The 23122-nt window shown below is 65.8% G+C and carries 25 protein-coding genes; 10 read left to right on the plus strand and 15 right to left on the minus strand.

Features of this window, described 5'->3' with window-relative positions; all coding sequences use genetic code 11:
- Positions 1 to 80 precede the first annotated feature (80 nt).
- From ACFB49_RS06995 to lexA, 8 genes are all read left to right on the plus strand, one after another.
- Complete coding sequence (locus tag ACFB49_RS06995; RefSeq protein ID WP_380877710.1) at positions 81 to 266, plus strand: hypothetical protein; 186 nt, start codon at positions 81 to 83, stop codon at positions 264 to 266.
- Between the two features lie 149 nt (positions 267 to 415).
- The gene (locus ACFB49_RS07000; protein ID WP_380877713.1) at positions 416 to 676 is read left to right on the plus strand and encodes a hypothetical protein; all 261 of its coding nucleotides are present in this window, start codon (positions 416 to 418) and stop codon (positions 674 to 676) included.
- Between the two features lie 96 nt (positions 677 to 772).
- Positions 773 to 1360, plus strand: coding sequence for an anthranilate synthase component II (locus tag ACFB49_RS07005; RefSeq protein WP_380877716.1), 588 nt, complete (start codon positions 773 to 775; stop codon positions 1358 to 1360).
- Entirely contained in the window at positions 1357 to 2352 is a 996-nt protein-coding gene (gene trpD / locus ACFB49_RS07010; RefSeq protein ID WP_380877719.1) for an anthranilate phosphoribosyltransferase, read from the plus strand. The genes ACFB49_RS07005 and trpD overlap by 4 nt, the downstream gene beginning before the upstream one ends.
- Entirely contained in the window at positions 2349 to 3143 is a 795-nt protein-coding gene (gene trpC / locus ACFB49_RS07015; RefSeq protein WP_380877722.1) for an indole-3-glycerol phosphate synthase TrpC, read from the plus strand. Before trpD ends, trpC begins: the two co-directional genes overlap by 4 nt.
- Positions 3140 to 3616 carry a cyclic pyranopterin monophosphate synthase MoaC gene (moaC, locus tag ACFB49_RS07020; protein WP_380877724.1) on the plus strand — a complete coding sequence of 159 codons (477 nt, stop codon included), beginning with the start codon at positions 3140 to 3142 and terminating at the stop codon, positions 3614 to 3616. Before trpC ends, moaC begins: the two co-directional genes overlap by 4 nt.
- Positions 3617 to 4807 (plus strand): gephyrin-like molybdotransferase Glp, encoded by a 1191-nt coding sequence (glp, locus tag ACFB49_RS07025; protein ID WP_380877726.1) that lies wholly within the window; start codon positions 3617 to 3619, stop codon positions 4805 to 4807.
- A gap of 57 nt (positions 4808 to 4864) precedes the next feature.
- A complete protein-coding gene (gene lexA, locus ACFB49_RS07030; protein WP_380877728.1) occupies positions 4865 to 5539 on the plus strand; it encodes a transcriptional repressor LexA in 675 nt (224 codons plus the stop codon).
- 245 nt (positions 5540 to 5784) lie between these two features.
- Here lexA and ACFB49_RS07035 read toward each other — a convergent pair whose 3' ends face one another.
- A complete protein-coding gene (locus tag ACFB49_RS07035; RefSeq protein ID WP_380879881.1) occupies positions 5785 to 7950 on the minus strand; it encodes a ComEC/Rec2 family competence protein in 2166 nt (721 codons plus the stop codon).
- 28 nt (positions 7951 to 7978) lie between these two features.
- Here ACFB49_RS07035 and gltX point away from each other — a divergent pair, with 28 nt between their 5' ends.
- The gene (gene gltX, locus ACFB49_RS07040) at positions 7979 to 9457 is read left to right on the plus strand and encodes a glutamate--tRNA ligase (protein ID WP_380877731.1); all 1479 of its coding nucleotides are present in this window, start codon (positions 7979 to 7981) and stop codon (positions 9455 to 9457) included.
- Positions 9458 to 9480: 23 nt separating this feature from the next.
- A complete protein-coding gene (locus ACFB49_RS07045) occupies positions 9481 to 10767 on the plus strand; it encodes a citrate synthase (RefSeq protein WP_380877734.1) in 1287 nt (428 codons plus the stop codon).
- Positions 10768 to 10824: 57 nt separating this feature from the next.
- Here the strand turns inward: ACFB49_RS07045 and ACFB49_RS07050 are convergent, their stop codons facing one another.
- The 14 genes from ACFB49_RS07050 to ACFB49_RS07115 all read right to left on the minus strand — a co-directional run bounded on the left by ACFB49_RS07050 (position 10825) and on the right by ACFB49_RS07115 (position 23118).
- The gene (locus tag ACFB49_RS07050; protein ID WP_380877737.1) at positions 10825 to 11589 is read right to left on the minus strand and encodes a peptidase; all 765 of its coding nucleotides are present in this window, start codon (positions 11587 to 11589) and stop codon (positions 10825 to 10827) included.
- Positions 11590 to 11631: 42 nt separating this feature from the next.
- The gene (locus ACFB49_RS07055) at positions 11632 to 12498 is read right to left on the minus strand and encodes a transglutaminase domain-containing protein (RefSeq protein ID WP_380877740.1); all 867 of its coding nucleotides are present in this window, start codon (positions 12496 to 12498) and stop codon (positions 11632 to 11634) included.
- Positions 12461 to 13396: an alpha-E domain-containing protein gene (locus ACFB49_RS07060; RefSeq protein WP_380877743.1), complete on the minus strand. Its 936-nt coding sequence runs from the start codon at positions 13394 to 13396 to the stop codon at positions 12461 to 12463. Before ACFB49_RS07060 ends, ACFB49_RS07055 begins: the two co-directional genes overlap by 38 nt.
- On the minus strand, positions 13396 to 14844 hold the full coding sequence (locus tag ACFB49_RS07065; RefSeq protein ID WP_380877745.1) for a circularly permuted type 2 ATP-grasp protein: 1449 nt from the start codon (positions 14842 to 14844) through the stop codon (positions 13396 to 13398). Before ACFB49_RS07065 ends, ACFB49_RS07060 begins: the two co-directional genes overlap by 1 nt.
- Before the next feature lie 116 nt (positions 14845 to 14960).
- Complete coding sequence (locus ACFB49_RS07070) at positions 14961 to 15386, minus strand: hypothetical protein (protein WP_380877747.1); 426 nt, start codon at positions 15384 to 15386, stop codon at positions 14961 to 14963.
- 124 nt (positions 15387 to 15510) lie between these two features.
- A complete protein-coding gene (ctrA, locus tag ACFB49_RS07075) occupies positions 15511 to 16212 on the minus strand; it encodes a response regulator transcription factor CtrA (RefSeq protein ID WP_380877749.1) in 702 nt (233 codons plus the stop codon).
- A gap of 114 nt (positions 16213 to 16326) precedes the next feature.
- Positions 16327 to 16587, minus strand: coding sequence for a hypothetical protein (locus tag ACFB49_RS07080; RefSeq protein ID WP_380877752.1), 261 nt, complete (start codon positions 16585 to 16587; stop codon positions 16327 to 16329).
- A gap of 1 nt (position 16588) precedes the next feature.
- Positions 16589 to 17629, minus strand: coding sequence for a chemotaxis-specific protein-glutamate methyltransferase CheB (gene cheB / locus ACFB49_RS07085; RefSeq protein ID WP_380877755.1), 1041 nt, complete (start codon positions 17627 to 17629; stop codon positions 16589 to 16591).
- A gap of 31 nt (positions 17630 to 17660) precedes the next feature.
- The gene (locus ACFB49_RS07090; RefSeq protein WP_380877757.1) at positions 17661 to 18107 is read right to left on the minus strand and encodes a chemotaxis protein CheW; all 447 of its coding nucleotides are present in this window, start codon (positions 18105 to 18107) and stop codon (positions 17661 to 17663) included.
- A gap of 24 nt (positions 18108 to 18131) precedes the next feature.
- The gene (locus tag ACFB49_RS07095) at positions 18132 to 18497 is read right to left on the minus strand and encodes a response regulator (protein WP_380877760.1); all 366 of its coding nucleotides are present in this window, start codon (positions 18495 to 18497) and stop codon (positions 18132 to 18134) included.
- A gap of 44 nt (positions 18498 to 18541) precedes the next feature.
- The gene (locus tag ACFB49_RS07100) at positions 18542 to 19084 is read right to left on the minus strand and encodes a chemotaxis protein CheD (protein WP_380877763.1); all 543 of its coding nucleotides are present in this window, start codon (positions 19082 to 19084) and stop codon (positions 18542 to 18544) included.
- Positions 19081 to 20106 carry a chemotaxis response regulator protein-glutamate methylesterase gene (locus ACFB49_RS07105; protein WP_380877765.1) on the minus strand — a complete coding sequence of 342 codons (1026 nt, stop codon included), beginning with the start codon at positions 20104 to 20106 and terminating at the stop codon, positions 19081 to 19083. Before ACFB49_RS07105 ends, ACFB49_RS07100 begins: the two co-directional genes overlap by 4 nt.
- Entirely contained in the window at positions 20103 to 20972 is an 870-nt protein-coding gene (locus ACFB49_RS07110) for a CheR family methyltransferase (protein ID WP_380877768.1), read from the minus strand. The genes ACFB49_RS07105 and ACFB49_RS07110 overlap by 4 nt, the downstream gene beginning before the upstream one ends.
- Before the next feature lie 4 nt (positions 20973 to 20976).
- A complete protein-coding gene (locus ACFB49_RS07115) occupies positions 20977 to 23118 on the minus strand; it encodes a chemotaxis protein CheA (protein WP_380877770.1) in 2142 nt (713 codons plus the stop codon).
- Positions 23119 to 23122: the final 4 nt, after the last annotated feature.

A 23122-nucleotide genomic window follows, 5' to 3' on the forward strand; every position in this document is an offset into this window, starting at 1 on the left:
CCCCTTGCATCACGGTTAACCCGCCCTTAGCGAATGCCCGGCATTGTGCATGTGCGAAGAGCGGGAATCGGGTGTGGAAAATGATTGAAGCGGCTGCCTTGACCTATGGAATGCTGGCGAGCTTCGTGCTGTCGAGCGCGAGCCGCAACCGCAAGGCGCAGCGCCCGAATCCGAAGATCGTGGAGATTTTCGGCTACCTTCTGGTCGGCACCTCGGTCGGCGGCGCGATGGCGCTGGGCGGCTATGCGCTGATGCAGGTCGCGTGATTGGTTGATCTGCGGCTCAATCAATCCGAAAACATCATGCGGCGCACGCCGGATTAACGGCCATCGAATAGCTCCGCCAAGGCAAGTATTTTAACCAGCCACCCTTAGCCTTTCCCCATCAAATAGAGCGGAGGGCTAAGGGAGTTTTGATGCGCCTTCTTCGATTCTTGCGGAAACCTCTGCAAATCTTCCTCTACGTCATAGGCATCATCGTTCCGATGATGATCATATTGGGGCTCGGTGCGGCGACGCGTGCTAGCGAGATCGCATTTCTAATTGCTTTAGGCATCTACGCATTTGCTTGTTTGGCAGTCGCGAACGCTCTCCAACGCAATAATGCCGGGAACTTCACTATGGTTTTCGGCGCGGCACTCTCGCTGACTGCAATCTTGGGCTCTCAGTGGCTGTGAGGCACATGATCGGAGAGTTGTAACCAAACCTCCCTTTGCCCGCGAAACAGGTAAGCTCCCTTCCCCAATCGCGCCTGCGCCCCTAAAGCGTCGGGCATGATCCTCGTCATCGACAATTATGACAGCTTCACCTGGAACCTGGTCCACTATCTCCGCCAGTTGGGGACCGAGGTTGAAGTCGTCCGCAACGACGCCATCGGCGTCGGCCAGGCGATGTCGAGCGGGGCGGCGGGCTTCCTGATCTCGCCCGGCCCTTGCACTCCCAATGAGGCGGGAATCTCGCTCGAACTGGTCGCGGCGTGTGCTTCCGCGAAGAAGCCGTTGATGGGCGTCTGCCTCGGCCATCAGTCGATCGGCCAGCATTTCGGCGGCAAGGTCGTCCGCGCGCCCGAACTGATGCACGGCAAGACCAGCCCGATCGAACATGACGGCAGCGGCGTCTTCGCCGGCCTGCCCTCCCCCTTCACCGCGACGCGCTATCACTCGCTGATCGTCGAGGACATTCCTGCCGATCTGGTGGTCAATGCCCGCACGCCCGATGGCACAGTGATGGGCTTCCGCCATCGCGAGTTGCCGATCCACGGCGTCCAGTTCCACCCGGAAAGCATCGCGACCGAGCATGGCCACGATCTTCTAGCCAATTTCCTGCGCGAAGCCGGCGTGGCCGCGAAACTGCCCGCATGACGACGACCGTGCTGCTTCCCGACGCGGCAACGCCGCTCGATCATGCGAGTGCCTTCGCGGCGTTCGGCGATCTGCTCGACGGCAAGGTTGCCGAGGATCATGCCCGCCATTTCCTGACGGTGATGGCCGAACGCGACGAGACTAGTATCGAGATCGCCGCGGCCGCCATGGCGCTGCGCGAACGGATGATCCCGGTGACGGCCCCGGCCGGCGCGATCGACGTCTGCGGCACGGGCGGGGACGGCTCGCACAGTCTCAACGTCTCGACCGCGGTCGCCATCGTTGTGGCGGCCTGCGGCGTGCCGGTCGCCAAACATGGCAACCGCGCAGCATCGTCCAAGGCGGGGTCGTCGGATACGCTGGAAGCGCTCGGCCTCGATCTCGATCGCGCCTCGGCGCGCGCTGAAGAGAGCCTTGCCGATCTCGGCATCGCCTTCCTCTTCGCGCAGCTTCACCACCCGGCTCTGAAGCATCTCGCCGCGGTGCGCCGCGCGATCGGCCGGCGGACGATCTTCAACCTGATCGGCCCGATCGCCAATCCGGCGCGCGTCACCCGCCAGCTCATCGGCGTCGCCCGTCCCGATTATCTGCCCATCTATGCCGAGGCGCTCAGCCTGATCGGCACCGAATCCGCGATGATGGTCGCAGGCGACGAACCGCTCGACGAGCTTTCTATCGCAGGGCCGAGCAGCATCGTCCGCCTTGGCGCCTGCGGCGAAGGTGCGATCCGCATCACGCCCGAGGATGCCGGCCTCACCCGCCATCCGCTCGAAGCGCTGCGCGGCGGCGACGCCGCCCACAACGCCGCAGCGCTCGGCCGCCTGCTCGATGGCGAACATGGCGCTTATCGCGATGCCGTACTGCTGAACGCCGCTGCGGCGCTGATCGTCGCCGGCCATGCCAATGATCTGCGCGAAGGTGTCGAGGAAGCCGCCGAGGCGATCGACAAGGGGCTTGCGAAGCAGCTCCTCGCCTGCTGGATCGCGTTTTGATGAACAAGCTGATCGAAATCTGCGACACCAAGCGCGCGGAAGTCGCCCGCCGCAAGGCCGCGACCTCGTTCGCCGATCTGGAAGCGCGCGCCCGCGCCCAGTCCGCCCCCCGCGGCTTCCGCGCCGCACTCGACGCCAAGGTCGCCGCCGGTGGCTTCGGCCTGATCGCCGAGATCAAAAAGGCCAGCCCTTCCAAGGGCCTGATCCGCGCCGATTTCGATCCGCCGGCCCATGCCCGCGCCTATCAGGCCGGGGGCGCCGCCTGCCTCTCGGTGCTGACCGACGAGCCTTATTTCCAGGGCGATGACGATTATCTCGTCGCCGCCCGCGCCGCCTGCGATCTGCCCTGCCTGCGCAAGGATTTCATGGTCGATCCCTGGCAGGTGGCCGAAGCCCGTGCACTCGGCGCCGATGCCATCCTCATCATCGTCGCCGCGTTGGACGACGGCGAGATGGCCGAGATCGAGGCCGCCGCGATCCACCATGGCATGGATGCTCTAGTCGAGGTGCATGACGCCGATGAATTTGATCGCGCGCTCCGCCTCAAGTCCCGCCTGATCGGCGTCAACAATCGCGACCTGCGCGATTTCACCATCGATCTCGCCCGCACCTGGGAACTCGCCGATCGCGCGCCGGCCGGCTGCACCTTCGTCACCGAAAGCGGTATCGGATCGAAGGCCGATCTCGATGCAATGGCGAAGCACCACGTCTCCTGCTGCCTCGTCGGGGAATCGCTGATGCGCCAGGCCGATGTTGAAGCCGCCACCCGCAAGCTGCTGACCGGCCAATGACCGAAAATCGCCTCACCCACCTCGACGAAGCCGGCGCCGCCCGCATGGTCGATGTCTCGGTCAAGGCCACCACCGCACGCGAGGCGACCGCCACCGGCCGCATCAGCATGACGGTCGATGCCGCCGCCGCCATCCGCGACGGCGCGGTCGCCAAGGGCGACGTCCTCGCCGTCGCCCGCATCGCCGGGATCATGGCCGCCAAGAAGACGAGCGACCTCATCCCGCTCTGCCACCCGCTGCCGATCGCGGGCGTCACGCTCGATCTCGCAGTCGGCCCGGGCGGCGTCACCGCCACCGCCGTTGTCCGCACCACGCACCAGACGGGTGTGGAGATGGAAGCGCTCACCGCCGTCTCGGTGGCGCTCCTCACCGTCTACGACATGGCCAAGGCGCTCGATCGCGGGATGGTGATCGGTGAGGTCCGACTCATCGCCAAATCCGGCGGCCGCTCGGGCGACTGGCGCGCGGACTAGGTGGCCGCCCTCCTCCCCCTCGCCGAAGCACAGGCGCAATTGCTCGCGCTCGCGCCTGCGCTGCCCACCGAAACCCTCCCGCTGGTCGAAGCCGCTGGCCGCTGGACGGCGGAGCAGGTGCTTGCCCGCCGCACCCAGCCCGCCGCCGATCTTTCGGCCATGGACGGCTATGCGATCCGTTTCGCCGAGATGCCCGGGCCGTGGCGCGTCGTCGGCGAAAGCGCGGCTGGCTCCACACTCGGCTTCACTCTGGCCGCGGGAGAAGCTGCGCGCATCTTCACCGGCGCCCCCGTCCCCGCCGGCGCCGATGCGATCCTGTTGCAGGAGGAAGCCCAGCGGGGCGGTGATCGCCTCGTTTTGGCCGGCGAAGGCCCACCCCATGCCGGCGCCCATATCCGCCGCACCGGCAGCGATTTCGCATCCGGCGACGCGCTGATCGAGCCCGGTGCGCGCCTCACCCCCGCCCGCATCGCGCTCGCCGCGACCGGGGGGCATGGCGCGCTGGCCGTTCGCCGCCGTCCGCGCATCGCCCTCATCTCCACCGGCGACGAACTCGTCCCCGCCGGCGAGCCGGTGGACGGCGTTTGCCTGCCCTCTTCCAACGCGCCGATGCTTGCCACCCTGCTCGCAGCCGAAACGCCCGCAATCGTCGAGGATCGCGGCATCGTGCCCGACGATCTTGCAGCCACCATCGCGGCCGCCGATGCCGCGCGCGGCGCTGATATCATCGTCACCACCGGCGGTGCCTCGGTCGGCGATCGCGATTTCGTGCGCCCCGCGCTGGAAGCAGCCGGCGCGACGATCGATTTCTGGCGGGTAGCACTCAAACCGGGCAAGCCGATCATGGCTGCGAAGTTGGGCAGCACAATCGTCCTCGGTCTTCCCGGCAATCCGGTGTCGGCTTTTGTCACCGCCCGGCTTTTCCTGCTGCCCTTGGTCCGCCATCTCGGTGGCGCCGCTGATCCGTTCGACAGCCCGGAGACCGCCCAGCTCTCAACGCCATTACCTGCCACCGGAAAACGCATGGAATTCCTGCGCGGCCAGCGCAGCGGCGGAATGGTTCAAGCACTCGGTTCCCAGGACAGCGCTGCGCTCGCCATGCTGGCGGCCGCCAACGTCCTCATCATCCGCCCGCCCTTCGCGCCCGCCGCTGCCGCGGGCGATGTTGTCGAACTGTTCTCCATCGCTTGACAAGAACCGTTCCGTTTCCTACACGTTCTCCGTTCGTTCCTTCGTTCGGGGTTAGCCATGCTGACGCGCAAGCAACATGAACTGCTCTGCTTCATCCATGATCGGCTGGCTGAAACCGGCGTCTCTCCTTCGTTTGAGGAGATGAAGGAGGCGCTCGATCTGAAATCCAAGTCGGGCGTCCACCGCCTGATCAGCGCGCTCGAAGAACGCAGCTTCATTCGCCGTCTGCCCAACCGCGCCCGCGCGCTCGAAGTGCTGCGCATGCCGGAACGGACACCGGAGGCAAAGCCCGCCCCCGCACAGCCGGCGATCCTCAAGCCCGCCGCCAAGGCGCTGCCGATCGCGGCCAACGACGTGCTGGAAATTCCACTTCACGGTCGCATCGCCGCCGGCCTGCCGATCGAGGCGCTGGAAGGCCAGTCCTCGCTGTCGGTGCCCGCTGCCCTGCTTGGCCCGGGCGATCATTATGCGCTCGAAGTGTCCGGGGATTCGATGGTCGAAGCCGGCATCCTCGACGGCGATTTCGCGCTCATCCGCCGCACCGAAACGGCCCGCGATGGCGAGATCGTCGTGGCGTTGATCGACGACAATGAAGCGACCCTCAAATATTTCCGCCGCGAAGGCGCGATGGTCCGCCTCGATCCCGCCAACCGCGCTTATGATCCGATGCGCTACAAGCCCAACCAGGTCCGCGTGCAGGGCAAGCTGGCGGGGTTGATCCGCCGATATTGAGTGGGGCGCGCGCCCTTTCACACTCTCACCGTCACCCCGGCGAAGGCCGCGGTCCATGGCTATCCCGAAAGCGGTAACGCGGATGGAGCGAGCCATGGATACCAGCCTGGGCAATGCCGCGGGACCAGATCTTCAAATCCTCCCCGAGCTTGTCTCGGGGAGGGGGACCATGCGCAGCATGGTGGAGGGGTAATTCCACCGTTGCGTCGGGCGGTCGCCCTCCCCCAAGCGAGCTTGGGGAGGATCTATGTCCGCTTCGTCGACGACAGCGGACGATCACCCGGAGAGCCTCCAGCCTGACGCACCACAGTCCAAGGCTTACCCCGCCGCGCCTCCTCCACCGTCCGCACCCGACCGCTTCCAAGGTTGATCGCCAGCCCGCCCGTCGTCGCCAGGAACAGCCGGTCGGCCTTCAGCCAGCGCGGGCGGCAGGTGCGTGGCAGACGGCGGTCGCTAATGACGATGTCCGCCGACGCGCAAGAGCGGTTCATCGCCTCGATGTCGACCAGATAAGGTGAGCGCGTCGCAAGGAGCGTCCAGTTGCGACCGCCGCGCTCTATCCGCGTCCGGCACAGATCCGCGCCGCAGCGCATCCCCGGCCTGTCGTCGAACGCGACCGCATCCGCCGCGACGCCCGCCGCCTCGCTTAGCATGTCGCGCACATAATCCCCCGCCCGCGGCCGCAGCAGCGCGATGCTGCCGTCCGCGTCACGCAAGGCGACATGACGACCGTCACCGGTAATGAGCAGATCGGGTGCCGGCGTAGCGATCGCCCATAACGCCCCCACCACCAGCGGCAATATCCCCAGCCGCCGCATGCGCGTCCGCCAGAGCGCGATCCACAGGCCGCCTGCCACCATCAGCGCGAACGCGCCCGATAGCATCGACGGCAGCATCGCGACCGCCCCTGGAAGCCCAGCCACCGCATGGGCGATCCATAACAGCAACCCCAGCGCCTTGCCCGTCACCCACCAGAAGGGCGCCCCCAATCCCAGCGTATCGAACAGCAAGGCGGCCGCCTCTGCGGGCATGATCACGAACGTCGTCAGCGGAATCGCGACGATATTGGCGAGCGCGCCATAGAGTCCGGCCTGGTGGAAATGGAACAACGCGATCGGCGCCAGTGCCGCCTCCACCGCGACACCGGTCAGCAGCAATGTCCCCAGCCCGCGTGCTGCACCCAGCGGCCAGGCCTCGTCGCGCCGCGCCAGCAGGGCGCGCAGCCGGGGATGTTCATGGATGGCGACGATCGCTGTGACCGCCGCAAAGCTCAACTGGAAGCTCGCCCCGGCCAGCGCCTCGGGCCAGAGCAAAAGCACGACCAGTGCGCCCGCGGCGACCAGCCGCAAGGTGATCGCATCGCGCCCCATGGCGATGCCGATCAGCACCAGCAGCGCCGCCACGCAGGACCGCACCGTCGGCACCTCGGCACCCGCCAGCAGCGTGTAGGCGATCCCCGTCAGCGCACCCGCCCCCGCGGCGATCAACGGCAGCGGCCAGCGCAGCGCCAAGGTCGGGCTCAGCGCCAACAACCGCAGCACCAGCAGCATCGTCGCGGCAATCACCGCGGTCACGTGGAGACCGCTGATCGAAAGCAGGTGGGCTAGGCCCGAACGCCGCATCGCCTCGGCATCCTCCTCGGATATGCCGCCCTGGTCGCCGGTCGCGAGTGCTGCGGCGATGCCTCCCTCGCTGCCTTCGAGTCGCGTCTGGGCATACGTGGAAAGCCGCCCGCGCCAGCCCATCAGCGTCTGCCAGAACCCTGCCGACTCGCTTTGGCCGACAATCGCGACCGGCCCCAGCGCACGTCCCGTCGCGCCCAATCCCTGAAACCAGGCGACGCGGGCGAAATCATAGGCGCCGGGCACCGCCGGCCCCGGCGGCGGCATCAGCCTGGCCCGCAGCGTGACGCGGTGGCCCGGCAGAATATCCGTCGACGCGTCGGCCTGGTCCACATTGACGCGTATCTTCTCCGGCAACCCAGCGGCATCGGCCGGTGCCAAAGTCAGCCGCACCACCTCGCGTGCCGCCAGCCGGTCGACCGCGGCCACCTTCGCCTCGAACACCGCCACCACGGGCCGATCGAGCCTTGGCGCGGCCACCCGTTCCGCCCGCCACCAGATCAATGCGCAGCCGATCGCGAGCGCAAGGCCGGCGATCATGCCCCCCTGCCGTAGTCGCCCGCCGCCCGGCAGCACTGCGAATCCCGCCGCGGCCGCCAGCGTCGTCATCATGAAGGCTATCCACCGTGCCGCATCGGGCAGCAGGAACCAGCCGGCGATCCCCGCGCCCACCGCGACAGGCAACCACAGGAAAAGCTGGTCGCGCTCGGCGTCGAGCCAAGATTCCACGCGGCCAAGCCCCTGTCGCAACAGCCTTTCCCGCGCGGTTTGTCGCGCCGGGGAAGCCATGCTAGGGGCGGTGCCGAATTCGCTGGCCATGCGCCGGCCATCCTTGGAGAAAGCGCGCGTGGGCGCAAGCACCGAAGCATCCGTCGAAACTCGTCCCGTGGTCACCCGGTTCGCGCCCTCGCCGACCGGTTTCCTGCATATCGGCGGCGCGCGCACGGCGCTCTTCAACTATCTGTTCGCCCGCCACCATGGCGGCCGCTTCCTGCTGCGCATCGAGGATACCGATCGCGCGCGCTCGACCGAGCCCGCCATCGCCGCCATTCTCGATGGCCTGACCTGGCTCCGCCTCGAAGGCGATGAGCCGCCCGTCTACCAGTTCGCCCGCGCCGCCCGCCATGCCGAGGTCGCGCACCAGATGCTGGCGTCGGGTCATGCGTATAAATGCTACGCCACGCCCGAGGAACTGGCGGAACTCCGCGAACAGCAGCGCGCCGCCAAGCAGCCGCTCCGCTATGACGGCCGCTGGCGCGATCGCGATCCGTCCGAAGCGCCCGCCGGCGCGCCGTTCGTCGTCCGCCTCAAGGCCGAACGCGAGGGCGAGACGACGATCCAGGATCGCGTCCAGGGCGCGGTGACGGTCAAGAATGCCGAGCTGGACGACATGATCCTGCTCCGCTCCGATGGCACGCCCACCTATATGCTGGCGGTGGTGGTCGACGATCATGACATGGGCGTCACCCACGTCATCCGCGGCGACGATCATCTCAACAACGCCTTCCGCCAGTTGGGCATTATCCGCGCGATGGATTGGCCGGAACCGGTGTATGCTCATGTCCCGCTGATCCACGGGGCGGACGGCGCAAAGCTTTCCAAGCGCCATGGCGCATTGGGCGTCGATGCCTATCGCGACGAGTTCGGTATCCTGCCGGAAGCACTCAACAATTATCTGCTCCGCTTGGGCTGGGGCCATGGCGATGCGGAGATCATCAGCCGCGACCAGGCGGTCGAATGGTTCGATCTCGCCGGAGTCGGCCGCTCGCCCTCGCGCTTCGACACCAAGAAGCTCGAAAATCTCAACGGCCATTATATCCGCGAGGCCGATCCGGCCCGCCTGGCCGAGCTGATCCGCGCGCGCGTCGATACGCTGATTGGCCGATCCTTGGGCGAAAGCGACATGGAATTGCTGCGTCGCGCCATGCCGGTGCTTCAGCCGAGAGCCAAGGATTTGGGCGATCTTGCAGAGGCCGCAACATTCCTGTTTCGCACTCGCCCCATAGACATGGACGAACGCGCCGCGAGCCTGCTAGACGCTTCGGCGATCGCCGTCCTGGCCTCGGCCAATCAAGCGATTGCTTCGGCATCCGAATGGAGCGCGCCCGCCCTTGAGGCCGCGGTCCGCGAAGTCGCCGAGGCGGCCGGCCTGGGGCTGGGCAAGGTGGCGCAACCGCTGCGTGCGGCGCTGACCGGCCGATCCACATCGCCGGGAATTTTCGACGTCCTGGTTCTCCTCGGCCGCGAGGAGAGCCTGGGCCGGCTGGCCGACCGGCTGGCTCCGGCAGACGTCTGACGAAACTGGTAGGAGGAAGACACATGGGGGATAACAGCGCCAAACTGGAGCTCGGCGGCAAGGGATCGGACTATAAGGTCCTGTCCGGCAGCGTCGGCCCCGACGTGATCGACATCCGCAAGCTTTACGCGAACACCGGTGCGTTCACCTACGATCCCGGCTTCACCTCGACGGCGAGCTGCGAATCGGAAATCACCTTCATCGATGGCGACAAGGGCATCCTTCTCCATCGCGGCTACCCGATCGATCAGCTCGCCGAACAGTCGAGCTTCATGGAAGTCAGCTATCTGCTGCTCAATGGCGAACTGCCGTCGAAGTCCGAACTCGAAAAATTCTCCACCACCATCACCCGCCACACGATGGTGCATGAACAGCTCGCCACCTTCTATCGCGGCTTCCGTCGCGATGCGCACCCGATGGCCGTGATGTGCGGCGTGGTCGGCGCGCTTTCCGCTTTCTATCACGATTCGACCGACATCGCCGATCCGCAGCAGCGCGTGATCGCCAGCCATCGCCTGATCGCCAAGATCCCGACGATCGCGGCGATGGCCTATAAATATACCGTCGGTCAGCCTTTCCTCTACCCGCGCAACGATCTGTCCTACACGGGCAACTTCCTGCGCATGACCTTTGGTGTTCCCGCCGAGGAATATGAGATCAACCCGATCGTCGAATCGGCGATGGACAAGATCTTCATCCTCCATGCCGATCATGAGCAGAACGCGTCGACCTCGACCGTGCGCCTCGCCGGTTCGTCGGGCGCCAACCCGTTCGCGTGCATCGCCGCCGGCATCGCCTGCCTGTGGGGCCCGGCGCATGGCGGCGCCAACGAGGCCGCGCTCAACATGCTGCGCGAAATCGGCACGCCCGATCGCATTCCGGAATATATCGCCCGCGCCAAGAACAAGGACGATCCGTTCCGCCTGATGGGCTTCGGCCATCGCGTCTACAAGAATTTCGATCCGCGCGCGAAGGTGCTGTCGAAGGCGGCGTCGGACGTGCTCGACAGCCTCGGCATCAGCGATCCGGTGCTCGATACCGCGCGCGAGCTGGAGCGGATCGCGCTCAGCGACCAGTATTTCATCGACAAGAAGCTCTACCCGAACGTGGACTTCTATTCGGGCGTCATCCTGTCGGCGATCGGCTTCCCGACGACGATGTTCACCGTGCTGTTCGCGCTTGCCCGCACCGTCGGCTGGGTCGCGCAGTGGAACGAGATGATCGCTGATCCCGAACAGAAGATCGGTCGCCCGCGCCAGCTCTACACCGGCCACGCGCAGCGCGATTACGTGCCGCTCACGCAGCGCTGATCCCGTAATCCGGCCAAAGCAGAGGCCCGGTCCGCATCACGCGGGCCGGGCCTTTTGCTATCGCGTGCTGATGCCGGCTTCCTGCAGAAAGGGCGGGTCCGGGATCGCCGCCCGGCTGTCGTTGAGCATCCGCGACCAGCTTTCGGAAAGCAGGACAAGATACTCATCGTCGGCGGCGATACGGCGGCGGACCACGGGCAAGGCCGGGTCGGTCGATATGATGATCATGTCGAAGGGCGGGCCGACCGAAAGATCCGACCGGATCGTGCCGTCGAACGAGAGCAGGCCCACCTTCACCGCTTCGTCCAGCGTCGAATCATAGGACATCGCCCGGTCGAGGATCGGCTTGCCATAGGCCGTCGCGCCGATCTGGAGGTAGGGTGTATCCGCCCCGCATTCGATGAAATTGCCCGCGTCGTAGATCAGGAACAGCTTGAGCGGCCCGTCGCCGATCCGCCCGCCGAGCAGCAGCGAGATACCGGAAGCGACGCTGGCTGCATTGAGCGCCGGCTTCAGCTCGCGCCCCGCCGCCATCACCGCCTCGCCCACCAATTGGGCGCAGCGAAACATCGACGGCATATGCTCGATCTTACGGGGCTGCTCCTCCATCCCCGTCGACGGCATCCCCTCGGCAAGCTGGCCCAGCACATGCTGCGTCACGGAAAGGTTGCCCGCGCTCATGCAGATCACCAGCCGGTCGTCGGTGTCGGCCAATATGTGCATCTTGCGATAGACCGAGATATTGTCGATCCCCGCATTGGTCCGGGTGTCGGAAATCATGATCAGGCCGTCGCGCAACCGGATGCCCAGGCAATAGGTCATCACTGCCTCCTCTCGCCCCGGAGCTTGTGCGCGCCCCGGCCCTCAACTTTGATGTTGGGTCTGATCCAGCCCCACGCGAACCCCGACGTCCATTTCTTCGCTGCCGCCGCCGGTCCGCGTCCCTGATACCGGAGCGGCGTCGCGATAGTCGAGGCCAATCGCCACGCGGACGTAACGATCGTCCGGGCAGCGATTGTCGGTCGCATCGAAACCGATCCAGCCGAAGTCGGGGATATGGATCTCGGCCCAGGCATGGGCGGCCTCGTGCCATTCATGCTGATAGGCCGCGCGGAACACATGGCCGGACACATAGCGCGCCGGCAGACCGAGCAACCGCGCCGCCGCGATCATGACATGGGCAAAGTCCGCCGCCCCGCCCCGCCCTTCGGCGAAGGCTGCAGCCGCTCCCCGTCCGTCGCCCCGCCGCTCGGGCTGGAAGCGCATCCGCCGGTGGATCAGTTCCATCAGGCGATGCACCTGGTCCAACGTCGGGCCGCCGCCGCCCACCACCTCCATCGCCAACGCGCGGATCGCGTCGCTGGGGCCCGTCAGCGGACTCGGCCGGACATAAAGCGGCGGCGGCAGCGTCTCGATCGTGCCGGCCACCATCCCCGCGCGATCCTCGGTCAGCACCTCGCCCGTCACCGTCAGGCTCACCGCCATCGCCGGCCCGTCGACATAGAGCATCGCGATCTCGTTGCCGAAACCGTCGCGGCCGCCACGCAGCCGCGCGTTGCAGTCCACGTCGATCCGCCAGTCGACGACATTCTGGCCGACATGGCTGCCCGGCGTCAGCCGCAGCAGTTGGACGACGCGGTCCTGCGGTTCGCTGAAGCGGTAATCGGTGCGGTGATGGATGTAGAGGCGCATGTCATGCGAACCGGAACTGCTTTCCGATCGCCTGGTCAAGCGCTGAATTCTCGATGATGAAGCCCGAAAGATATTCGTGGAGCCCGCCGCCGATGATCGTGCCGATGGTCGTGCGGTTGAGCGCGCTCTGCCGCTGGCGCGCCAGCCGATCGGCCTCGCCCTGCAAACCGGTACGCTTGCCGAGCAGGGTGAGGTGATTGACCACCTCGTCCGCGGAGGCTGCCAGCGACCGCGGCAGCTCGCGCCGGTGGATCAGCAATTCCGCCACCTGCACGGGGCGCAGGCCGTCGCGATAGAGCCAGCGATAGGCGGTGACGGCGGAGACGGTGTGGAGGATCGTCGTCCACTGGTCGCGGTCGATGACGCCGCCGACCAGCTCGCCCCGCGGCAGCAACAGATGATATTTGACGTCGATCAGCCGCGCGGTGTTGTCCGCCCGCTCGACCGCCGCACCCAGGCCGATGAACCAGGATGGCTCATTGCGCAGCATCCGGTGCAGCGCGCCTTCAAAGCCACGTGTCTCCGCCTTCACCGCGTCGACCAGCGCCAGCGTCGCCTGCGTGCCGCCGGTCGATGAGCGGTCGCGCAGGCCCAGCCACGCGCGGTTGATGGCTTCCCATGCCTCGCGGGACAGCGCCGTCCGCACCGCACGTGCATTGCTGCGCGCCTTGTCCAGGCAAGACCGGATCGAACTCGAATTATCGAGCGCGAGCGTCAGGTAACGCGCGACATTCTGCGGCGTCAGTGTCTCCCCGGTCGCCGTGAAATCGAAATCCGCGGCCGCGACCAGCAGCGCGCTTTCCCACGCGCCCTTACCCGCAGGCCGGGCAGACAAGGCATCCAGGCGGATCGTCGCCTCGATCAGCCGCGCGGTGAATTCGGCGCGCTCGACATAGCGGCCCAGCCAATAGAGCGATGCAGCGGTGCGGCTTAGCATCAGCGGCCTCCCGTCGCATGGTCGAGCAGGATCAGGCTGTCCTTGGTGCCGCCGCCCTGGCTCGAATTGACGACCAGCGAACCCTCGCGCAGCGCCACGCGCGTCAGCCCGCCCGGCACGATCGTCACGCCATTGGCGCCTGACAGCACGAACGGCCGGAAATCGACGTGACGAGGTGCGATGCCACTGTCCGTCAGCGTCGGCACGGTCGAAAGCGCCAGCGTCGGCTGGGCGATATAGCGGTGCGGCTCCGCCACCAAAGCCGCGCGGAAATTCTCGATCTCCTGCCTGGTCGCGGTCGGCCCGACGAGCATCCCGTAGCCGCCCGAACCGTCGACCAGCTTCACGACCAGTTCGGGCAGATGCTCCAGCACATATTTCAGGCAGTCCGGCTCACGACAGCGCCACGTCTCGACATTAGGCAGCTTGGCGTCACTGCCGGTATAATATTTCACGATCTCCGGCATATAGCTGTAGATCGCCTTGTCGTCGGCAATGCCCGTGCCGGGCGCATTCACCAGGGTCACATTACCCGCCATATAGGCCGCGATCAGCCCCGGCACGCCCAGCACGGAGTCCGGCATGAACACCAGCGGGTCGATATAATCGTCGTCGATGCGGCGGTAGATGACGTCGACGCGCACCAGCCCCTCGATCGTCTTCATCCAGACCACGTCGTCGTCGACCAGCAGGTCCGCCGCTTCTACCAACTCGATCCCCATCGAATCGGCGAGGAAGCTGTGTTCGTAGAAAGCGGAATTGAAGTGGCCTGGTGTCAGCAGAACGCACACTGGGTTGCTTGATCGCCCTTCCGGCGCCACCGAACGCAGCGTCTCGTGCAGCGCATCGGGATAATTGTCGACCGCGGCCACCGGGAACATCTCGAATAGTTCGGGGCACAGCCGCAGCATCGCCTCGCGATTTTCCAGCATGTAGGAAACGCCCGATGGCGTGCGGGCATTATCCTCCAGCACGAAGAATTCGTCGGGTCCGGTCCGGACGAGATCGATGCCGCAGATATGGGCGAAGATGCCGTGTGCCGGCCGCGTGCCGGCCAGGATCGGGCGAAACTGCGGATTGCCCAGGATCAGCTCGGCGGGCACGATCCCGTCGGCGATGATCTTCCGATTGCCATAGACGTCTTCCAGGAAGGCATTGATCGCCTCCACCCGCTGCACCAGCCCTTCCGAAAGGCCGGTCCATTCTGACGCGGTGAAGATCCGGGGAACGATGTCGAAGGGGATGATCCGTTCCGCCGCCTCTTCCTCGCCATAGACGGCGAAGGTGATCCCCAATTGTCGGAAGGCGGCTTCGGCGGCTTGCTGGCGCCGATCGAGTTCGGCGGCTGGGGTATGTTTTATCCAGTCGCTCAGCGCTGAGAATTCGGGCCTTGCGGCGTCGCCGTCGCCATGCCCCCTGATTTCGTCGAAAGCGGCTCGTTTCCCCATAGGCTGCGTTTACGCGTCCTTTCTGTTACGGGGAGACTGCAACGCTTTGCTGCGCTGCACAAGAGGCTTGTGCAGCGCTCGCAAAACAATGGGGGACGGATGCCCCCTCCCGTTTCTCAGACGCTCATGAAATCGGGATAGCGGGCCAGAAGTTCCCCGAATTCGTTATCCGAGATGTTGAATTCGAAATGCTGCGCGTCCTCGGACTGGCGCAGGCCATAGACATTGTCCCACGCCCAGCCCGGCGCGCCATTCTTCGGATGGATCTCCCACTTCAGATGGCAGAGCGCGCCGGTGCCAGAAACCGGCTCGACGCGGAAACCGGAAAGCCGGATGTCCAGGCCAAGACCGCCACGCTGGAAGCGGTCGAGATGCGCCTGCACCGATCCATTCGCGTCGGCGGCATCCTCGAAGCGGGAGATGTAGCCGCCCGTGAACGAAATGTAGGGAAAGCCGTAATGGCCGGCCAGCGCCGCCGCGGTCCCGCTCGCCATCGCATCGCCATAGCTGCGGCAGAACTGGTTGGCGCGTTCGATATCCATGATTCGTCTCTCCCATTTAGTTTCGTATGTTCACTAAATCGGAGAACGTGGTTCGCCAAACGCAAAAAGGCCGGCGGAGTCCCCCAACTCCACCGGCCTCGGCATTCCCTCAACGGAAATTTCGTCAGGCGACCTGGGCGATGCCGCCTTCTTCGGGATCGCGCAGCACATAGCCGCGACCCCAAACCGTCTCGATATAATTGTCGCCGCTGCATGCCAGGCTGAGCTTCTTGCGCAGCTTGCAAATAAACACGTCGATGATCTTGAGCTCGGGCTCGTCCATGCCGCCATAAAGGTGGTTCAGGAACATTTCCTTGGTCAAGGTCGTGCCCTTGCGGAGCGAAAGCAGCTCCAGCATCGCATATTCCTTGCCGGTCAGGTGGACGCGGGCACCATCGACCTCAACGGTCTTGGCATCCAAGTTCACCGCCAGCTTGCCGGTGCGGATCACCGACTGCGAATGGCCCTTGGAACGGCGGACGACCGCATGGATGCGGGCGACCAGCTCTTCGCGATGGAAGGGCTTGGTCACATAATCGTCGGCACCGAAGCCGAGCGCGCGGACCTTGGAGTCCATCTCGGAAATGCCCGACAGGATCAGCACTGGCGTCTGCACCCGCGAAGCGCGCAGCTTCTTCAGCACGTCATAGCCGTGCATGTCCGGCAGGTTTAGGTCGAGCGCAATCAGGTCGTAATCGTACAGCTTGCCCAGATCGAGGCCCTCTTCGCCCAGATCGGTCGTGTAGACGTTGAAGCCCTCGGCATTCAGCATCAGTTCGATGCTCTTCGCCGTCGTCGGCTCATCTTCGATCAGCAGCACACGCATAGTGATCCCCCTCGCCAGACGGTGCATGGTTAGCCCGTCATGCGAATTGATTAACCACTAGATTGATGAACGCAAAAGGTTAAAGCGGGGTTAAGTCGAAAACAGCCTTATGCGTCAAACCGTTCCCAAGCGGCGGCAGATGCTCTCCAGCGTGATTTTCCCGGCGGCTTCGCTGATGTCCTGCGCGCGCAAGATGGTGGCGATCGCCGCCTGCCGCTGGCCGATATCGTCCAGCGACTGAAGTTCGGCCATATGCTGCGCGGCGACCGCCGGGTTGCTGCACAAAGCCATGCCCAGCCGCTCCAACGTCGCACGGGCCGCATCCAGTTCGTCGGCCAGCAGGCCGAGGATGCGGATGTCGCTATCCCCCGCCATCTCAAGCCGCCTGCGCGCGGCGGCATTCGCCGAGAAGGATGCCGCCGATCTCGTCCAGCGTCGCCGTCCTTACCGCAGCGCCAGCCGCAACAGCCGCAGCCGGCGCCTCCCGCACCATCGCAGTCGCGGGATCCTGGACAATGGTGCCGCCGCCGGCTGCGCGCAGCGCCTTCAGCCCCGCAGCGCCGTCATTGCCCATGCCCGTCAGCATCACGCCGACCGAATCCATCTTTGCGGTCTTGGCGAGCGTTGCGAACAACAGGCTTGCTGAAGGCCGGCTGCCGGCCACCGGGTCCGATGCGATCAACCGCATCGACGCATCGGGCCAGCGATCGACCACCACATGGAAGCGCGGATCGGCGGCGAGATAGATATTGCCCTGGGCCAGCGCCAGGCCGTCTTGTGCAAGCTGCACCTTGGCCTTGGTCGCATTGCCCAGTCGGGCGACAAGCGGTTCGACGAAATCGGGGTCCAGCGCCATCACGATCACCGTGGGCGGGCAGTTCGCCGGGAATTCCGGGATGATCTGCAGCAGCGCATCGACGCCGCCGGTGCCGCCGCTGATCGCGACGATGCGGCCGTTCCAGTCGAACTGCTCCTCCGCCATCCGCGTCGGCTTGCGCCGCTCGCCCGAAGGCACCCGGCCGGATGCCGCCGCGCGCACCAGCGCCGTCAGCTTCGGCGCCAGCTTGGCGAACTCCTCCATCGTCGCCTGGGTCGGCTTGGGGAAGCATTCCACCGCGCCCAGCTCCAGCGCGCGCAGCGATGCGGCCGCGCCCTTCTGGGTCAGCGTCGACAGCATCACCACCGGCATCGGCCGGTCGCGCATCACCTCTTCCAGAAATTCCAGCCCGCTCATGCCGGGCATCTCGACGTCCAAAGTCATGACGTCGGGCTTCAGCGCCGCGATCTGATCGCGCGCTTCATTGGCATCGCCGGCATGGCCGATCACCTGGATACCGTCAGCCTGTTCCAGCACGCCGCTGAACAGCGCGCGCATCGTAACCGAATCGTCCACCACCAGAACACGAACTTGCGACATTTATTATTTTCCTTGGGGAGGCGTGGAAATCTCAGGCTGCTTCGGCGATCGGTTCAACTCCACTCTCTGCCAGGCGGTCAAGATGGAGTACCATCACCATCCGGCCGTCGACGGGAACCAGCCCTTCGAGAAAACTGTCCGCAGCCTCGTTGCCGAGCGTCGGCGCGGGCTGCAATTCGGCCTCATCGATCGAAACGATGTCATTGACGGCATCAACGATCAGACCCTGCAACTGATCCGCGATCTGCACGACGATGATGACGTGGCGGCCGGTCGGATCGGTCAGCCCCCAGCCCAGCCGCGCCGAAAGATCGAGCACGGGCAGCACCGTACCGCGCAGGTTGACGACACCGCGAACGTGCGGCGCTGCGTGCGGCAGGATGGTGGTGGGCGTCCAGGCGCGGATTTCCCGGATCGCCATGATGTCCACACCCAGGAACTGTTCCCCGAGCTGGAAGGTGATGAGCTGGCGCGACATATTCTATTTCCTTGGGTGCAGCAGTCAGTGAGAAACCCGGCGGATGGCCGAGGCAAGCTTTTCCGGGTCGAACGGTTTGACGATCCAGCCGGTCGCGCCGGCCTGGCGGGCGCGCGCCTTCTTGTCGTCTGAACTTTCGGTGGTCAGGACCAGGATCGGCATGTCGCGGAAGCGCGGCCGCGACCGCAATTCCTCGATCAGGCCGAAGCCGTCCATGCGCGGCATGTTGATGTCGGTGATGACAAGGCTGGGCGCATTGGCGTCGAGCCATTCGAGCGCCGCCACGCCGTCTTCGGCCTCGGCCACGGCATAGCCGCGCTCGGTCAGCGCGCTGCGCAACAACATGCGCATGCTGGGCGAGTCGTCGACGGCCAGAATCGTCTTGGACATGGGTTTCAATCTCCGGGTCGTCTGCTCTCGTCGGGCATCTGTGGTTAAAAAAGCTCTACATCGCCGCCATGGATGGGCCGCGGCGGCGCCCTTGTTTCCTCGATGGGAACATCGGTCCCCACCGCCTTGCAGCGCACCTGTCCCTGCGCGGCGCGGAAATCCACGCGGCGCGGCGTGGTGCCGCCGATATTGGCCTGGCTCAGCGCGATGCCGTCCTTGACCAGAAACTCCTTGGCGAAGCGGCCATTGTCGGTGCCGATTTCACGCATGCCGGCGTGAAGATTCGCGCCGCCATAGAGATGCGCGCGCAACCAGGACCGGCTGGCGCCCTTCTTCAGCATCTCGTTGATCAGCAATTCCATCGCATAGACGCCGTAGCGCTCGGCCTCGCCATGATCGTGCCTGCGGCCGTGGCGCGGTTCGGACAGCAGGAAATGGTTCATCCCCCCCAACCGCGCCTGCGGATCGTAGAGGCAGCAGGCGATGCAGCTTCCCAGCACCGTCGTCAGCACGATCGACGGATCGTCGGTCACGAACGTCGTGCCCTGCATCACATTGATGCGCTGTTCGCGGGTCGGGGCTTTCATCGGCTGCACAGCTCGAGCGCCCTTTTCGCGATCCGGTCGAGCGCCAGTTCCTCTTCCACCGCACCGATCTGGGCCGCCACGCGCGGCATGCCGTAGATCAAAGATGACGCCTCGTTCTGGCCGATCGTCGATGCGCCCACCTCGCGCATCTCGCGCAAGCCTTGGGCACCGTCATTGCCCATGCCCGTCAGGATGATGCCCACGGCGCGTTCGCCAAGGCATTGCGCGACCGAACGGAACAGCACGTCCACCGCCGGGCAATGGCCGTTGATCGGCGGTGCCTCGACCAGCCGGACATGCGGCTTCTGGCTGCCCCGCACCATCGCGTGCCGGGTGCCGCCCGGCGCGATATAGACCGTACCCTGCTCCAGCAGATCATCGTCCTGCATCTCCACCACGCGCGGCGCGATCGTATTGTCCAGCCGCCCGGCAAAGCAGGTCGTGAACAGGGGCGGCATATGCTGGACGATCAGCGTCGGCGGGCAATTTTCGGGGAAGCGCGCCAGCAACGTGCCCAGCGCCTCGACCCCGCCGGTCGACGCGCCGATCGCGAGATAACGGCCGTTCCAGGCAAAATCCGCCTGCGGCGCAATGGGCGTGCTCGGCTCCAGCCGGGCCCGCCTGCGGCTGCGCGCCGCCTGCTTCACCTTGCCGGCCAGTACCCCGTCATCGAGGCACATCAGGTCGGCCATCCCGCCTTCGGGCTTGGGATAGCAATCGACCGCCCCCAGTTCGAGCGCGCGCAGCGTCGCATCGGCACCTGCTCGGGTCAGCGTCGACACCATCACCACCGGCGTCGGCCGCAGGCGCATGATCTTGTCCAGGAAATCGAGCCCGTTCATCTCGGGCATCTCGATATCCAGCGTCACGACATCGGGGTCGAGATCCTTGATCATCTGCCGCGCGACGCTCGCCCGGTCGGCGGTGCCCACCACCTCGATCTCCGGGTCGCGCCGCAGCAGCCCGGCCAGCAGCGCACGCATGGTAGGGGAATCGTCGACGATCAGCGTCCGCACCGTCATGCCGCCACCTTCCGGTAGATGGTCTGGCCGACCGACTGGAAATCATTGGCCGCTGGGCCGACCAGCCGCTCGCTATGGCCGATATAGAGATAGCCGCCCGGCGCGAGCTTCTCAGCAATGCGGGAGATCAGCCGCGCCTTGGTCGGCTCATCGAAATAGATCATCGTGTTGCGGCAGAAGACGACGTCGAACCGGCCCTGGATCGGCCATTCGTGCAGCAGGTTGAGCTGGCGGAACCGGATCAGTTCGCGCACGCCGTCGCGCATCTGGACGCCGTCGCTTTGCATGTCGGTCCAGGCCGAACGCAGCGCCATCGGAATCTCCTGCGCGGTCGCCGTCGGATAGAGGCCCCGCCGCCCGGTTTCGAGCACCTGGGCGTTGAGGTCGCTCGCCAGCGCCACCACGTCGCCGTTGCGGATCGCGCGCGCTTCCTGCGGGTCCGCGCCCAGCAAGGTCAGCATCAGCGAATGCACTTCTTCGCCGCTCGACGATCCGGCCGACCACAGCCGCACCTTCTCCCGCCGCGCCGCCTTGGTCAGCAGCGCCGGCCGCACCTGCGCCGCGAAATGCTCGAAATGATGGTTTTCACGGAAGAATTTGGTGTGGTTTGTGGTCAAGGCCTCGATCGCGCGGGCACGCTCGTCACGGTCGTTGCGCAGCAACGCCACATAGGCGCGGAAATTGTCGAGGCCACGCGCGCGCACCAGCTTGCCCAGCCGCGCATAGACCAGCATCGCCTTGCCTTCGGTCAGCACGATCCCGGCATGGCTGTGGACCATCGCCGCGATCGCCTCGAAATCCTCGCGCGCAAAGGGGAAGGCGTCGGTCATGCCGCCATCGTCCCCGCCGAACTGCCCCGCCGCCATGGCGTCAGGCCCGCAGCCGCATCGGCATGGCTTCGGCCATGCACTCCAGCGCCACCAGCCCTTCGACGTCGAGAATCAGCGCTACCCTCCCATCGCCCAGAATGGTCGCACCCGCACAGCCCGGCACCGGGCGGTAATTGGTCTCCAGGCTCTTGATGACCACCTGGCGCTGATCGAGGATCGCGTCGACCATCAGCACCGCCTGGCCGTGCTCCTCGGTCTCGACGACGATCAGCACCGAATGCTCGGGATCGCTCTGGTCGTCGCCCAGCCCGAGTTGGCCTGCCACGGAAAGCACGGGCAGGAACGCGCCGCGCACATCCAGCATCAGCCGATCGGGGCCGAGCGGACGCACCGATCCGGCCTCGGGGCGCAGGCTTTCGATGATGTGGGTCAGCGGGATGATATAGACCTGATCGCGCACCGACACGATCATGCCATCCAGAATGGCGAGGGTCAGCGGTAGCGCCAGCGTGAAGGTGGATCCCTCGCCGGGGCGCGAGGCGATGGTGATCCGCCCGCCCAACGCCTGCACATTCTGCCGCACCACATCCATGCCGACGCCGCGGCCTGAAATGTTGGACACCGCCTTTGCAGTCGAAAATCCGGGCGCAAAGATCAGATTGTCGATCTCCTCGTCGCTCAGGCGCGCATCGGCGGCGATGATGCCGCGCTCCACCGCAAGCGCAAATACCCGCTCCCGGTCGATCCCCTTGCCGTCATCCTCGACGGTGATGAGGATGCGGCCGCCGCGATGCTCGGCCGACAGGCGCACCGTGCCTTCCGGGTCCTTGCCCGCCGCGATCCGTTCGGCCGGACTTTCGATGCCATGGTCCACCGAATTGCGGATCAGATGGGTCAGCGGCTCACCGATCCGCTCGATCACGGTCTTGTCGAGTTCGGTCCCCTCGCCTTCCACTTCCAGGCGGACGCGCTTGCCGGTCTGCGCCTCAAGTTCGCGGACGATGCGCGGCACGCGACTGAACACCGATTTCACCGGCTGCGCGCGGATCGACATCGCGCTGTCCTGCAATTCGCGGGTCAGATGGTCGAGGTCGGTCAGTTCCTGGATCGCGGATTGCCCGCAATCGTGCAGCCGCTGCGCCAGCATGGCCTGGGTGATGACAAGTTCGCCCACCAGGTTCACCAGCCGATCGAGCTTGTCGAGGTCGACGCGGATCGTCTGCCCGCCCACCGCTGCCGACGGCGCAGCAGGCGGTGCCTTGGCGGTCGGCTTGGGCTCCTCCACCGGCTTGATCGGCACCACGGTCGCGACGGGCGCCGGGGCTTCTACCGCCTGGGGCTTCGGTACTACCGCTACCGGCTCCGGTTCTTTCTCACATTCGCCGCGCTCGATATCGAGCGTGCAATCGTCGGCGACGAACTCGAAAATCTCCTCGATCGTCGACCGCTCGACGGTGCCCGGCACACGCAGCGTCCAGCCGAGATAGGCGCCCTCGGCCTCAAATTCCTCGATGGCGGGAATATCCGCCACATCTACCGCGACGATCTCGCCGCCCAGTGCCAGCAATTCGCGCAGCAGCAGTAGTGGCTCACCACCATTGTGGAGCGCACCGCGCCCCGGCCGCAGCTTCACCCGCCACGGCAATTCGGCCTTCGGTGCCGCGGGTTCGACAGCGGCCGCGATGTCCAGCTCCAGCCCGCCCAGCAGATCGTCCAGGTCGAAGCTCAGGTCGATCGCAGGCGCCGCCGGTTCCGGCTCGGGCTCAGGCTCCACCACCACCGGCGCCACGACAGCGGCAGGCCGCTCGCCCGCGCCAATCGCCTTCAGCACGGCCAGCACCGCGGCATCGTCGGGCGTGTCGCCATGGCCACGAATCGCCGCGACATGGTCGGCCAGCACGTCGAACGCGCGCAGCAGGGTCGTCATCAATTCATGTTCGAGCGGCAGTTCGCCGCTGCGCAGCAGATCGAGGACGGTTTCGAAATGATGGGTGAAGCCCTGCAGCGCGCCGAACCCGAACGCCCCTGCCCCGCCCTTGATCGAATGCACCGCGCGGAAGATCGTGTTGATCGTCTCGCCGTCTTGCTCGCCGGCGCGGCACGCCATCAGGCCCGCCTCGGCGCTTACCAGCCCTTCCTCGCATTCCTGCAGGAAGATCGCCTGGATTTCCTCGTTGGTCACGAAA

The organism is Sphingomonas sp. DBB INV C78 (assembly GCF_042693015.1).
GTDB lineage: Bacteria > Pseudomonadota > Alphaproteobacteria > Sphingomonadales > Sphingomonadaceae > Sphingomonas_E.